The sequence below is a fragment of the Enterococcus sp. 6D12_DIV0197 genome (assembly GCF_002174385.1).
GTDB lineage: Bacteria > Bacillota > Bacilli > Lactobacillales > Enterococcaceae > Enterococcus_D > Enterococcus_D casseliflavus.
Window position 1 is genome coordinate 2,842,332 of record NZ_NIBN01000001.1, and the last position, 13,522, is coordinate 2,855,853.

General features: G+C 42.1%; 11 protein-coding genes and 1 other RNA gene. 5 read left to right on the plus strand and 7 right to left on the minus strand.

Features of this window, described 5'->3' with window-relative positions:
• Nucleotides 1-48: 48 nt before the first annotated feature.
• Together A5867_RS13275 and ssrA are read left to right on the plus strand one after the other, a co-directional pair.
• Nucleotides 49-819, plus strand: a complete 771-nt coding sequence (locus A5867_RS13275; protein ID WP_005231883.1) for a Cof-type HAD-IIB family hydrolase — start codon at nucleotides 49-51, stop codon at nucleotides 817-819.
• A 62-nt stretch (nucleotides 820-881) separates the two neighbouring features.
• Nucleotides 882-1,245: a transfer-messenger RNA gene (gene ssrA, locus A5867_RS13280) on the plus strand.
• A 586-nt stretch (nucleotides 1,246-1,831) separates the two neighbouring features.
• On the opposite strand, the gene A5867_RS13290 is transcribed toward ssrA, so the two are convergent.
• Nucleotides 1,832-2,077 carry a nitrogenase subunit molybdenum-iron protein alpha gene (locus tag A5867_RS13290; protein WP_087627797.1) on the minus strand — a complete coding sequence of 82 codons (246 nt, stop codon included), beginning with the start codon at nucleotides 2,075-2,077 and terminating at the stop codon, nucleotides 1,832-1,834.
• Nucleotides 2,078-2,568: 491 nt separating this feature from the next.
• Here A5867_RS13290 and A5867_RS13295 point away from each other — a divergent pair, with 491 nt between their 5' ends.
• Nucleotides 2,569-2,937, plus strand: a complete 369-nt coding sequence (locus A5867_RS13295) for an ACT domain-containing protein (RefSeq protein WP_010749708.1) — start codon at nucleotides 2,569-2,571, stop codon at nucleotides 2,935-2,937.
• Between the two features lie 508 nt (nucleotides 2,938-3,445).
• Nucleotides 3,446-4,546 (plus strand): mandelate racemase/muconate lactonizing enzyme family protein, encoded by a 1,101-nt coding sequence (locus tag A5867_RS13300; protein WP_081116486.1) that lies wholly within the window; start codon nucleotides 3,446-3,448, stop codon nucleotides 4,544-4,546.
• A 53-nt stretch (nucleotides 4,547-4,599) separates the two neighbouring features.
• On the opposite strand, the gene A5867_RS13305 is transcribed toward A5867_RS13300, so the two are convergent.
• Nucleotides 4,600-6,015, minus strand: coding sequence for a glycoside hydrolase family 1 protein (locus A5867_RS13305; protein WP_087627798.1), 1,416 nt, complete (start codon nucleotides 6,013-6,015; stop codon nucleotides 4,600-4,602).
• A gap of 15 nt (nucleotides 6,016-6,030) precedes the next feature.
• Nucleotides 6,031-7,335, minus strand: coding sequence for a PTS transporter subunit EIIC (locus A5867_RS13310; RefSeq protein WP_015510115.1), 1,305 nt, complete (start codon nucleotides 7,333-7,335; stop codon nucleotides 6,031-6,033).
• A 171-nt stretch (nucleotides 7,336-7,506) separates the two neighbouring features.
• On the opposite strand from A5867_RS13310, the gene A5867_RS13315 reads away from it, so the two are divergent.
• Nucleotides 7,507-8,208, plus strand: a complete 702-nt coding sequence (locus A5867_RS13315; RefSeq protein ID WP_010749712.1) for a GntR family transcriptional regulator — start codon at nucleotides 7,507-7,509, stop codon at nucleotides 8,206-8,208.
• A 53-nt stretch (nucleotides 8,209-8,261) separates the two neighbouring features.
• On the opposite strand, the gene A5867_RS13320 is transcribed toward A5867_RS13315, so the two are convergent.
• From A5867_RS13320 to A5867_RS13335, 4 genes are all read right to left on the minus strand, one after another.
• The gene (locus tag A5867_RS13320; protein ID WP_087627799.1) at nucleotides 8,262-9,026 is read right to left on the minus strand and encodes a serine hydrolase; all 765 of its coding nucleotides are present in this window, start codon (nucleotides 9,024-9,026) and stop codon (nucleotides 8,262-8,264) included.
• A 36-nt stretch (nucleotides 9,027-9,062) separates the two neighbouring features.
• Entirely contained in the window at nucleotides 9,063-9,974 is a 912-nt protein-coding gene (locus A5867_RS13325; protein WP_170927538.1) for a C40 family peptidase, read from the minus strand.
• A gap of 21 nt (nucleotides 9,975-9,995) precedes the next feature.
• Nucleotides 9,996-11,069, minus strand: coding sequence for a dipeptide epimerase (locus A5867_RS13330; protein WP_060792528.1), 1,074 nt, complete (start codon nucleotides 11,067-11,069; stop codon nucleotides 9,996-9,998).
• A gap of 188 nt (nucleotides 11,070-11,257) precedes the next feature.
• Nucleotides 11,258-12,919 carry a peptide ABC transporter substrate-binding protein gene (locus A5867_RS13335; RefSeq protein WP_016608695.1) on the minus strand — a complete coding sequence of 554 codons (1,662 nt, stop codon included), beginning with the start codon at nucleotides 12,917-12,919 and terminating at the stop codon, nucleotides 11,258-11,260.
• Nucleotides 12,920-13,522 lie beyond the last annotated feature (603 nt).

Genomic DNA, 13,522 nt, shown 5'->3' on the forward strand with positions numbered 1-13,522 from the left:
GATAAGATTGTGAGTGGACTATGACTATAAACCTTAGGAGTAAGATACATGACCTATAAAGCATTAACTTTTTTTGATCTTGACGGTACGCTTTTAGATGAACACTCGCAAATCACATCCGAAATCGCTGAAGCGATGGCGATGTTGCGAAAAAACCAAGTACTGCCGATCATTGCAACAGGAAGAACCGAACCTGAAGTTACCGCCATTCGTGAAGCAGCTGGGATCACCTCGAACATCGTCATGAACGGCGCCTTTATCCGTATTGACGGCAAAGAAGTTTTTTCCGATACCCTTGAACCTGAACTTTGCGCACGGATGTTCCAAGCAGTCAAAGACAATGGTGATGAACTGTGCTATTACAATGAGAAAGGCTATTGGGCGACTGGACATACCGAGGAAATGATTGGTGCGTACAACTATGTCCGCAGCCCTTTACCAGAAATCGATCCTCTGCATTATGAAACAGATCGGACCAATATGTTGTTGGTTTTAGGTGTCGGCAACGATGCTTATTATCATGAGCGTTTTCCAGAATTAACTTTTTATCGTAATACCCCCTTTTCCATCGATGTCGTAAAATCTGGCACCTCTAAAGGGACGGGCGTAAAAACCTTGGTAGAATTGTTGGGTCTAGAAGATGTACCTACCTTCGGCTTTGGTGACGGCAGCAACGACTTCGCTCTTTTAGAAGCCTGCGACCACAAAATTGCAATGGGAAATGGAATTCAAGAGTTGAAAGAGTTGGCAGACTTCGTGACCCTGAAAAATACCGAAGGCGGGATCGTGCACGCCCTGAAACACTTTGACTTAATCTGATTCTTTGCATACAGGCAAAACTATGGTATACTAATGAATGGTAGCGATACCCCTTTTATCAAGGGGATGTTACGGATTCGACAGGCATAGTTGAGCCTGAATTGCGCTTCGTAGGTTACGTCTACGTTAAAACGTTACAGTTAAATATAACTGCTAAAAACGAAAACTCTTACGCTTTAGCTGCCTAAAAACAGTTAGCGTAGATCCTCTCGGCATCGCCCATGTGCTCGAGTAAGGGTCCTATTCTAAGTGGGATACGTTTTATCTTTCCGTCTGTAAGATAAAAAAGAGAGCATCAGACTAGCGATACAGACTGCCTGTCACTCGGCAAGCTGTAAAGCGAACCTTCAAATGAGTTGACTATGAGCGTAGATTTTTAGGTAGCAATATGTTTGGACGCGGGTTCGACTCCCGCCATCTCCATAAAGAAAAATCGATTAGATTTTCGTAGTTTTTCCTAAGTGTTCAAAGCCTTGATTTAAAGAGGTTTTGAACACTTTTTTTGTATTTTCAGTTCCACAATGTTTTTCGTAGTTTTCTTGTTTGGTAGTCAAATGGTGGTTAATTATCAGCTTTAAACCGATGTGCTATTCCTCGCTTTTCTTAGATTGTATTTCTTATACCGATTGAACCTACATTAATTGTTCAAGTGAAGTCAGATGCTTTTTTTAAGCAATCAATGCTCTTCAATGGCGTACCTTTTCACCAAATTGTATACGAATCTCTTTTTTGCGAGTTTTTCTTGGGCTGATTTTTTTACTCTATTTTTGATTTAAGGCTTTTTACTCCTTAGTATCTTTAGATACACTTTTTTTCACTCCTGTTTTGCGTTCTCAACGGCTTTCTTTGCTTCTAGAATAGTTATTTTCCCTGCCTCATCGCATGAAATTTTTTGAAGATGTTTCTTATCATCAAAGCTTGATGTAAGTTTCATAATCTGCTTGATCATCAACAATCTATGATAGTTCGTTGCTGGCTTGATCTGACTCTGCCTCAGCAAAAAAAGTGCTAATTAAAGTGTTTTCGATTTCTCTACAATTTCCTTTACTCGTTCACAAAAACTATCTGGATTCATTCCAGGTTCCATTTTCTGAGCCTCATCAGGAAGTAAATCATTCAGGTACAATGTAGCTTCTTTGTTTTCGGTATACATTTCCTCGTAGTGATCGACTAAATAATGTTCCAAATCTATGGAAAACACAAAAAAATTAATTTCTTCGGAAAGTCCTTTTTCAATAAAGTTGAAAAATTTATCCATTTATCACACCTCCTTGACTAAAGTTTATCAAAATATTACAGAGCGTTCTTTACCTTCTCCTTGAATCTTGTAAGGTCTTCGTAAAATTTAGCATGTTCCTTCTTCTCTTTATGATCCTCAGTATCAATTTTTCTTCCAATCAAACAATTAGTGATTTATATTCCATTCCTCTGTCCACCATAATTTTATGTACAATAATAGTACTCAACCATTGATTTATGATTGAGTGCTATTTATCTTCTATTAACTCGATTGATTTCAAATCTGATTCAGCATAGATTGCGGATCCAATTGATATTTCTTCTTCTCCAGAAACAGAGGTATACCCATCAGTTTTAACCGCTTATTTTCTTCTGTATAGAATCTACCCGTCTGTTACGTCTCGCAGAAACGACACAACGCTTAGAATCATACGTGATCAAATGATAATCGCCTTCCCTTCTTTCTTATCCTTTGATATGATGATTGCATCAAACGAAGGACGTGATTAAATGAAACTGACCTTATTGGCACCCTCTTTTTCTGTCATCCAAGTAGAGCGTATTGATCCTTCGATACTGAAGATCGTTCCTCTATTTTTTGCCCATACGTCAGAAGAACTTTCTTTGGTGTTACCAACGGCAAAGGTTCCAGCTGAAACACTAAACAGAGAAGATGGATGGAAAGCGATGAAAATAATTGGTGTGCTGGATTTTAGCTTAATTGGCATTATTGCAAAAATCTCTTCCCTTCTAGCCGAGGAGTCAATCAGTATTTTTGCTGTTTCTACCTTCAATACTGATTATATTTTAATCAAGGAACATCAGGTAGAACAAGCTCGTACTGTTTTAACCGCCAATGATTATTCCTTTGTCAATTGAGAAAAACTTGTTCTTCCTTACGACAAGTTACTTTCGCTCGCTTTATGAAATACAAAAGAACGACTGAACCAAAGAAGTTCAGTCGTTCTTTTGTATTTCACTTGTCGTTTAACAAAGATAAGAGTACTGGGTATCCCAAATAAAAGACTTCCCCAAGCTTTCATTTGCCCCAGTACCCTTCATTGCTCGTTGTTAAGATAATCATAATACAAAAATGATTTTTATTCAATAACTATGCTTTAAAAATAAACAAAATGCTATTTTGTGACAATTTATAGGGGTTTCACTTCATTTCTAGCTAATATTCCCTATATCTGTTTATATTCTAAATGGTTCCATGAAGCATCAGTTGATGAGATGCGATCCCTTCGATAACGATCCTCCTTCTTTTAAAGTTTTGAATTTGAGGAAATTCAGCCTTGTCAATCTCGCCTTCCCATGCTACCATGATTATGCAAACGTTAACATAAAAATGCACACGTGAACATTAATTTGAGGAGGATTTTTAATGGCAAAAATTACAGATGTACAAACAGCGTATTATCGAATACCTCTTCCAGAAATCATGGAAGATGCGAAGCACGGCTTACACACCCACTTTGAAGTGCCTATCGTCAAGATCGTTACTGATGATGGACGTGAAGGGGTCGGCTATACGTATACTGGTGGCTTCGGTGGCGAATCGATCGCCAAACTGATCGATAAAGAACTAAAAGCGATCCTTTTAGGGAAAGATCCAGCATGTGTGGAAGCCTTGTGGGATCAGATGAACTGGGGAATCCACTATGTTGCCAGAGGCGGTTTAGCAAGTTTCGCCATTGCGGCTTGTGATATCGCCTTGTGGGACTTACGTGCGAAAAAAGCACAAGAACCCCTCTACAAACTTTTAGGCGGCGCAAGCAACAAAGTAAAATGCTATGGTGGTGCGATTGATCTAAACTTTCCTCTTGAAAAACTCTTAGCCAATAATCAAAAATATTTAGACATGGGATTAAAAGCGGTCAAAATCAAATTGGGACAAAAAACACTTGCCGAAGATATTGCTCGAATAAAAGCGGTCAGAGAATTGATTGGTCCCGATGTTGTCTTTATGGTGGATGCCAACATGAGCTGGTCTGTTGAAAAAGCGATCAAAGCCGCCAAACTGATGGCGCCTTATGACATTTTATTCCTTGAAGAACCAACGATCCCCGAAGATTACGAAGGCTACGCTCGTATCGCTAAAGAAGGGCAAATTGCGGTGGCAGGCGGAGAAAACTTGCGCACCCCTATCGAATTTGCTCATATGATCAAATATGGCAATGTCGATTTTCCGCAACCCGACGCTTCCAATTGCGGTGGGATCACCGGCTGGTTGAAAATTGCTGCCTTAACACAAACAAGTAACTTATCTGTTTCTACACATGGCATGCAAGAATTGCACGTTAGTCTACTGGCAGCGATGCCTAATGCTGGATATCTCGAAATGCACAGTTTCCCAATCGATCAATACACCACGAGACCGTTAGTGATCGATCCATCCGATGGCTGTGCGATTGCCCCAGAAGAACCAGGGATTGGCGTCACCTTTGACTGGGAGAAACTTGCTCCTCATAAACAACCCTTTTAACTGAAAACCCACGCTGATTTCCTTTAGGATGAGGAAATCAACGTGGGTTTTTATTACAGAATCAATGGTTTTTCTTCAAATGGAAGCCACCGTTCATCAATCAGGGAACGATACCAAGCGGCTGATTTTTTTAATGACCGAGTCCGTTCTTCATTTAGCTCGATTCGTACGAGACCATAGCGATTTTTGAACGCATTCATAGGTGAAACACAATCGGTAAATGCCCAAAGCATATAGCCTTCGCAGTTGGCGCCTTCCTCGACGGCTTTTAGCAGCCAGTAAAGATGTTCGGTAATAAACTGAATCCGATAATCATCTTGGACTTGACCTGTGGCATCCATATACTGTTCTTCATTTTCCCGCCCCATACCATTTTCAGTGATCAGCCATGGAATATTGCCATAATTTTCTTTAAGATAATTAGCCATATCGTACATGACCTTTGGATAGATTTCCCAGCCACGGGAGTTATTCATTTGTTTTCCTGGCAAATCAAAGGTCTCATAAAACATTTCTGGATGAAATGGTGTATCCGAATGCCATTGATATCGTGGTGCCCGCACGCGTTTCGGGTAGTACTGATTGACACCTAAGAAATCCACCGTATGGGTGCGGATCGTTTCCAAATCTTCTTCTGTCGGATCAAAGTAGATGTCATAGGTTTGGCAAAGTGTGATAAGTTCATCTGGATAATGCCCCTTAACCATTGGATCAAAAAAGATTCGGTTGAAAAAAAGATCGTACATTTTTTGCGCGTTTTGATCCTCTGGTGAGGAAGAGCGTGCGTAAACCATTTCTGGATTTAGCACACAACCGATGCGCCCCTCGTAGCCCTTTTCATGATAGACAGCCACCGCTTGGGCGGACGCCAATACTTTGTGATAGTTCCAAAGCATCCATTTTTTTGTGTTTTGCTCATGGGGCCAGCGGATCGCATCGAGATAGCAACGAGTCTGAATAACGATCGGCTCATTGAAGGTAACCCACTGTTTGACTCGATCACCGTAACGCTCGAAGGCGATTTCGGCATAACGAGTATATAGATCGACCACTTTCCGCGAGCTCCAGCCATCATAGGCATCCATCAAACTAGCTGGCAGTTCATAATGTTCCAAACAAAGCATCGGTTCGACCCCAGCCGCAAGCAATTGGTCGATAAGCTGATCGATATGAGCAGCATAATCCTCATCAACGATCAGCTGTTCATGGTCGGTAAAGAAGCGCGCCCAGTTGATCGATGTTCGGTAATGGGTCAAATGAACCTCCTGCATCAGTTGAACATCCTCTGAAAACTTTTCCATAAAATTCGTCGCAACAGCCGGCCCGTAGCCATTATGCCAGACAAAGCGTTCTTCTTTGTACCAGCGGTCGAGATACGAATCTTGCCCTTCTTTCTTTCCTTGCCAGCCTTCTGTCTGCCAAGCAGACGAAGCAGCCCCTAAAATAAATGTTTCAGGTATTTTTACCATTTTTTTAAAACTCCTTTATGCAACTTCATTGGTCGTACGATTCATTACCAAAACAAAAGGTAGATAGATCAAAATCGCCACGACAATACAGATAACTTGCGTGATCACAGCCCCAATATCCCCAGCAGTAGCTAGATAAGCATTGACGATCGGTGGCATCGGCCATGGGACCATTACCACCGCTTTAGCGGCAAAGCCTAGACTTGTCGCCACGTACCCAATCGTTCCTGTTACTAACGGTGTCAGGATAAAGGGAATCGCCAAAATGGGATTCAGCATAATTGGCATTCCGAAGATCACTGGCTCATTGATATTGAAAATCCCAGGTGCTAATGACAATTTAGTGATTTGGCGCATGTCCTCCCGCTTGCCGACAATCAAAATCGCAATCAGCAACCCAATCGTAACCCCAGAGCCGCCCATACTCATATACATATCCCAAAACGGCATCGTAATAATATTGGGTACTTCTTTTCCAGCTTCAAAAGCTTCCGTATTGACGGCGATCGCTGCCAGCAACAATGGTTCGCGAATGGGTTTGACCATCTGGTTCCCATGAATCCCGATGACCCAAAAAACTTGTGCGATAAACATCAACAACAAGATACCTGGCAATCCTTGGACGATCCCTTCCAGTGGTCGTTGGACGACATTGTAGATGATATCGTAAGCATACATCCCTGTGAGTGCTTTGATAGCAAAACCAGCGGTGGCGATGATGGTCACGGTGAAAATCGTTGGAAACAATGCCGAAAAACTTGCCGAAACATTCCCAGGAACACTATCAGGCATCGTGATCTGCAGCCGTTTTTGTCTTCCTAACCACGCATAAAGCTCGATGGAAACGATCGCAACGAACATGCCTAAAAATAGGCCTTTCGTGTCAGTATATTGCTTAGCCAGCACGTTTTCGGCAACCACCGTCGCATCTTCGTGCAAAAATTCAAAGATCATTGGATTAACAGAAAGATAAGACATCACTGCGATGATTCCTGGAAAGACCCCAGAAATCTTATTTAATTTTGCTAGCTCAATCCCAATCAGAAACACTGCATAGATCGTTAAGAAACTCAACGTCACATAACTGACCGCAGATGAGATCGGTTTTAAACTTTCTAAAAAGCGCAGTGCCTCGATTTGTGCCAATCCATTTTCAGCATCAAAAACCATTGCTGAAAACAATGTACCAAATGCCCCTGTAATGATTACTGGAATCAAAGCAGCAAAGGCATTTTTAATGACCATGATGTAGCGTAAATTGTTGATCCTATTGGCAAACTTTCCTAAAACGTCAGCGAGTCGATCCATAAATCCTTGCATAAAACTCCCTCCTATACCCCTATTCTTCAATTTTTAGAAAACGATTACATTACAAATGTAATTCATTTTCTGAAGAATGTAAACGCAGGAAAAGCCTTCAAAACAGGGTATGTAAAGCTCCAAGTTTACATACTTCGTTTTATCATTTATTATTATTTTGAGGTGAAGCAAATGGCGAACTACCATGACATCGCTGCCGATTTACGGAGCAAAATCAATCACGGGTTTTACGAAGAAGAGAAAAAATTGCCGAAGCAATCCGAACTGGCTGCGGATTATCAAACGAGCCGCGTGACGATTCAAAAAGCATTGAATATTTTACAAATGGAAGGCATTATTTACGGTAAAAAAGGCACGGGTACGTTTATCAGTGATTCCTATTCAACCTTCGATTACAACGCCAAGATCAATCGCGGGCTGACGAAGCGCCTTGGAGAGACAGGAAAAATCACCAGCAAGATCATTTCTTTTGCCATTCTTTTTCCCGATGAGAAAGAACAAGAAAAACTAAAAATTCGCAGTGACCAGCAAATTTATGATATCGTTCGTCTGCGTCTATTTGACGATGTACCCGTTGTTTTAGAGTATACCATCATGCCGCTTCATGTCATTCCTGGCATTACCGAAGAAGTCTTATCCTCTTCAGTCTATAGCTACATCACGAACCAACTCCACTCCTCGATTGGAACATCTGTCCGTCGTATCAAAGCGGATCGTGCAGACACCTATGACCAGCAATACTTAGCTTGTGCTGCCACCGATCCCATTTTAGAAGTTGAGCAAACAGTTTACCTCGGCGATGGGACGCCTTTTGAATTTTCCCAATCACGGCACCGCTATGATATGGGGGATTTTATTGTTGTAAATAATTAATACGCTGCGGATCAAGTGCCTCTGAGTGAGGAGCGATACGCAGCGCATTTTACTTAAAAATATTGCTGATAGACTGTTTGACCAATTTCTCTTAGCCAACTGATCCCTTGACCACTACCGGTTTTATCATAGGAAAATGCCGCAATGATGATCGTCGTTTCATTGGCTTGTAAATACGCTACATCGTGTTCGATGCGGTCAAGACGGCCTGTCTTATTAAAAATGCGGCAAGCAGGATACGCAGTTTCCGCAAAATTTCCCGCTAATCCTTCTTGAAATTGCTGCTGATTTAAGGGTGAAAACCCTAGTGCAGCTTCTTCTCGTTTAACACACCTTAGTAGTAGTTTAGCAGCCGCCGAGGGGGTCAAGCGGTTCTCTTTGTCTTTGATCGGTCGCATCATATACCGTTCAAATTGAATCTCTGGCTCCTGAATCCAGGCCTGAAGCGTGGGCAACCCTACTAAGTCCAATAGTACATTGGTCGCAGTATTATCAGATACGGCGATCATCGCCGTGAGAAGCTCACTGATGGTCCAACCTTTCTTCTGAGGAAAAAGACGGATCACCCCAGCACCCTCTGTCAGATCAACGGCGTTCACACCGATCAGCTGTTGCGGATCGATTTTTTCTTCGATAATCTGTTCAAGATAATAGGCATACAAAACAAGCTTACTGATACTCGCTGCCGAAAACGACTTTTGACTCTGATAGTCAATGAGACATTCCGTTGGCGTACCGATCCATAAACCCATTTCCAAGGTTGTCTGATAGTTTTTTAGGATAGGCTTAATTGCTACACGCAAGTCATCTTTTCCCATCAAATGCCCCTTTCCTTACGATCATGAAAAGAATGTTCATGAGCATTCCTGTGATGCATTCGGCTGGTTTTGCCAATAACGCGCCACAACTGCGAGTTCTGGTTCATAATTAGAGCCAGTGATTTTGGTTTTCATGACCCGTGACCCAGGTGTTCTTGAATGAATCATTTCGTCATCCCCCAAATATAGACCGACATGATGGACTTCGCCTTTTCCTTCTTCATAAGCAAACAGCAGCAGATCCCCTGGTTGTGCCTGACTGTAAGGTACGATGTTTGCTTGTTGTGCTTGCTCGATCGTATCTCGGGGGATTAAAATACCATGAAGTCGATGCAGCGAATACATGAATCCAGAACAATCAAAGCCACTGCCGCTAATGCCTGCCCAGACATAGGGCTGGTTTATAAATTGTTCTGCTAAGGCTATTATTTTTTCTGGGAGCTTTGCCCATGTGTCCGATAGGACGTGAGCAAAAGCTTTAGCGATCGTTGCTGGTCCATTAGGCGTAGCCACTTGATAGGAATCTGCGGTTTCCCCAACAAGTGGTAAAACTGTTCCAAAAGAAACAAGTCGTGTGGTCGAGTCAAAAACAAGCACGGCTTCTTTTGCAATCACCCCAATCCTTCTTTTAGCTGGTGCATAATCTGGTGGCAATGGCTTCAATACCTCGTTCGGCAGATAACCGGGATACCCGAGTGGGTGTTTATTGCTTTTTTGATCCAAGACGATCACATGGGACCAACCATCCGTTTGGGTGAAGACTTCTACTATCGTCCCATATAATACTTCGGAGTCCACTAAGCTTTCCTGATAAAGCCGCATCGTATCTTCATCAGTCAAAAAAGTGTGCAGCGCTTCTAAAGGAAATGCTTTGATTTTTGCTAGTACTTTGTTTTCTTTGGGTTCCTTCCATAAGAAGGAAGAGCCAGCCTGAACAATTTGTTTCATCTTTGCTCCTCTCATAACTATTTATTCGTTGATTCCTAGACCGATGCGTTCGGTGACTCTCAAACTTCCTGGACGCTGAAGAATCCCTTGCATTTCAGGGGAAGTCGTTTGGGTCTCCCACATAAAAGGAACGTCCAGATCATAAAATTGGACGTCGGCCATCCCCAAGGCAAAATGGGCGGCTGCCGCCATTCCCCCATACCCTTCAATCATCGAACCGACCATCACTGGCATTTGATGCTCTTTTGCCAAGTGATAAATTTTTTGTCCCTCTTTGATCCCGCCGCTTTTCATCAATTTAATGTTCAAATAATTGCAGCAGTTTTCAGCAATCAAACGCTTGGCATCCTCATAGGAAAAAAGACTTTCATCAGCCATGATTGGAATCGTCGTACGAGCAGTCACATAGCTGAGTCCAGCAAAATCATGGGCTTTTACTGGCTGTTCAACAAACTCGATCGGAATGTCTTGCCATTGGTCTAAAATCTGCACCGCTTCTTCTTTGGTCCAGCCTTGATTCGCATCAATTCGAAAGGGAATCTTTCCTGCCAAGCGTTCATTGATGCGGCGAATTTTCGCAACTTCCTCTTCGATCGTTCCTGCCCCTAGTTTGATTTTCAAGGAGCGAAATCCCGCCTGGACTTTCGCTTGGGCATCATGCAGCATCTGCTCCTGTGAGCCAACACTGATCGTATAGTCGGTTGTCAGTGTATTGGCAGAACCACCTAAATAGCGGTAAAGAGGCAAGTTGGCCGCTTTTGCCAGTGCATCATGCAACGCGATATCAATCGCCGCTTTAGGGCTCGTATGATGCTGGATTAGCGCATGAAGCTCATCCATTACTAGCAATTGGGCATCTACCTTTCTGCCTAACAGGAACGGGGCAAAGACCGTTTCGATATCTTTTAAAATACTTTCTTTTGTATCACCGGTGATCACTTCGGTAGGTGCTGCTTCTCCGATGCCAACGATCCCATTATCAAAAAAAAGCAGCACTCGAATCACTTCGACGGCGTGCACTTCTCTGAGCGCCGTTTTAAAGGGTGCATTCAGCTGGATCGGAATTCGTTTGGTTTCAACTGCTGTGATTTTCATTGGTGTTCCTCCCAAAAAGAAAAGCAGTTCTTATCTAGCTAAAATGAATACGTCATTGTTCGCTGCTAGAAAAAGAACTGCTTTATTCCTTGTTATCAAGTTGCTAAACATTCTAGTAACGTTTTTCTCGTCTGCTGCCCTCTTTGGCGAAGTCAGACAATGAATAGACAAAAGGAGCTTTTTTCTCCTTATTCTTCGACAAAGACATTTTTATAATCATAGGCCGCGCCAACACTATGAACGATGAGGCCTTTGATTTTTGGCGACCGTAGATGTGCTTCAGCACTTTGGAAGAGTGGAATAACGCCTAAGTCGTCGTTTAAGATTTTTTCTGCTGCTACCATATTTTCCCAACGGGCTTCTGGATCGTTAGCATTTTCATTGGAGGCTTGTTCGATCAACTGATTGTAGTCATCATTTAGCCATTTTCCACGATTATAGGAACTGTCTTTTTTGAACAATTCCAAAAAGTTGATTGGGTCTGCATAATCCCCGATCCAGTTGTTCATGACCATCTCAAAATCGCCGCTATTTGAACGATCCAAGCGCACAGAAAATGGAACGTTTGTGACTTCGACAGTCAGCCCATCCAGTGTTTGCTGCAAGGTGCCTTGAATGTATTCTGCCATTTTTTTCGATTGATCGGTATCTGATGTCAACAGTTCAAAAGACAATGTATCGATACCCAGTTCAGCTTTTGCCTTTTCCCAATATTCTTGGGCTTTTTCTTCGTCAAAGGCTAACGTGGTTGCCGCATCCTCGACAAAATCAGCCTTTGTCTCTGGATTAAACGCTAGGTCAGAAGGAACAAAACCGACCGCCGGTAAGGAGCCGTTGCCTAAAATATTGTCAACGATTTGTTGTCGATTCATACTATACGAAATGGCTTGGCGCAGATTTGCATTTCGAAAAGGCGAATCTTCTGGTGCTTGATTCATTTCTAAATACTGAGTGGTTGCACTAGGCTGAACAATGTAATCAGGATGATTCACATTCTGCATCGCCAATTCACCGCTTAAAATAATGTCATCGGCTTGTCCGCTTTCGTACAAGTTATAAGCGGTCGATGAGTCTTTCACGACATCAAAGTTAATTGTTTCAAGTTTGACCGAATCGGCATCCCAATAATCGGGATTTTTCGCCAATGTCCATTGGATGTCGGTGCCTGGTCCAGCATAATTGGTCAATAGGAATGGTCCATTGTACGCCGCGTTTTCACTGGTTAAGGCATATTGGTCACCGAACTCTTCCACGACACGCTCGTTTTGCGGGAAGAAAGTTGGAAAAGCCAGTAAAGATAAAAAGTAAGGCGTCGGTTTTTCTAACGTGATTTTCAATTCATGATCATTGACTGCTTCGATCCCTAACTCGCTTTTATCTAGCGTACCATCTGAAATAGCGGCAGCGTTTTTAACGGGTGCCAGCATATAAGCATAATTGGAAGCAGTGGCTGGATCAACGGTGCGTTGCCAGCTAAAAACATAATCAGCTGCAGTAACTGGATCGCCATTGGACCATTTTGCCTCTTCCCGCAGTGAAATGGTGTAAGAAAGCCCATCTTCACTAACTTCAGCGTCTTCGCTTGCACCAGCGATCACAGGAACATTGTTTTCATCTAAGCGATAAAGACCTTCATAGGCGTTGTTTAACGTGATAAAGCTGTAAGAGTCGGTTGCTAAAGAAATATCTGCACTGCCCATCTCTGCCGAAAATTGCACATTGATCACTTGCTCTGCAGAAGAAGCGGCTGATGAATCCGTCTCGTTATCTTCATTGCCATTTTGACAAGCTGCTAAAAATAAGCTGCCTAGTAACACAAGCGATACTGCATATTTGCTACGTTTCCCCATTTTTACTCATCTCCTTCTAACATTCAGATAATTCAAAAAATTCTGTTTGTTGTACCGAGTTTACCGCATGTTTATGCAGCCTGTCAATTTAACACGACCAAAAAATGTAAGAGGTTACACGGTTGTGTCAGAAGCGCTCTTCTGAATGTAAAAAGTAGAAAAGAGCGACTTTATACTGAATATCGTTGAAAGGAGTCGTGCCAAGAAAGCATACAAAAAAGTCCTGATCTTCTAGTAATCAGAACTTTTGATACTTTCTTATACATCATTTCGCAGGTAAAATGGATAAAAAAACTTTCTTAATTTTCCTTCCCTTTCACACAAAAAAAGAAGACATAAATTTCGTCTTCATAGCGCTTTCTCAGAGCCTTCCCACTTTTTTGCCTTTCAACTCAAGGAATAAAAGAAATCTCCTCAGAAAGTAAAAAAAACGTATCTATTTTAAAATGTGAGTGGTACACTAAACAAACGAAGAGTACTGCACGTGAGAAAAGAAAGACTTCCCCAAGTATCCATTTTCTCCAATACTCTTCGGACTCTTCAGTACGTATATTAATTATACGTACTTTTTTCATTTGTTCAAGGCTTTTGAATGATTTAATC

Bases quoted from the DNA above. Each gene is read 5' to 3' on its own strand.
- A5867_RS13275 (WP_005231883.1), top strand. From the start codon at position 49: ATGACCTATAAAGCATTAACTTTTTTTGATCTTGACGGTACGCTTTTA.
- A5867_RS13290 (WP_087627797.1), bottom strand. From the start codon at position 2,077: ATGGATAAATTTTTCAACTTTATTGAAAAAGGACTTTCCGAAGAAATT.
- A5867_RS13295 (WP_010749708.1), top strand. From the start codon at position 2,569: ATGAAACTGACCTTATTGGCACCCTCTTTTTCTGTCATCCAAGTAGAG.
- A5867_RS13300 (WP_081116486.1), top strand. From the start codon at position 3,446: ATGGCAAAAATTACAGATGTACAAACAGCGTATTATCGAATACCTCTT.
- A5867_RS13305 (WP_087627798.1), bottom strand. From the start codon at position 6,015: ATGGTAAAAATACCTGAAACATTTATTTTAGGGGCTGCTTCGTCTGCT.
- A5867_RS13310 (WP_015510115.1), bottom strand. From the start codon at position 7,335: ATGCAAGGATTTATGGATCGACTCGCTGACGTTTTAGGAAAGTTTGCC.
- A5867_RS13315 (WP_010749712.1), top strand. From the start codon at position 7,507: ATGGCGAACTACCATGACATCGCTGCCGATTTACGGAGCAAAATCAAT.
- A5867_RS13320 (WP_087627799.1), bottom strand. From the start codon at position 9,026: ATGGGAAAAGATGACTTGCGTGTAGCAATTAAGCCTATCCTAAAAAAC.
- A5867_RS13325 (WP_170927538.1), bottom strand. From the start codon at position 9,974: ATGAAACAAATTGTTCAGGCTGGCTCTTCCTTCTTATGGAAGGAACCC.
- A5867_RS13330 (WP_060792528.1), bottom strand. From the start codon at position 11,069: ATGAAAATCACAGCAGTTGAAACCAAACGAATTCCGATCCAGCTGAAT.
- A5867_RS13335 (WP_016608695.1), bottom strand. From the start codon at position 12,919: ATGGGGAAACGTAGCAAATATGCAGTATCGCTTGTGTTACTAGGCAGC.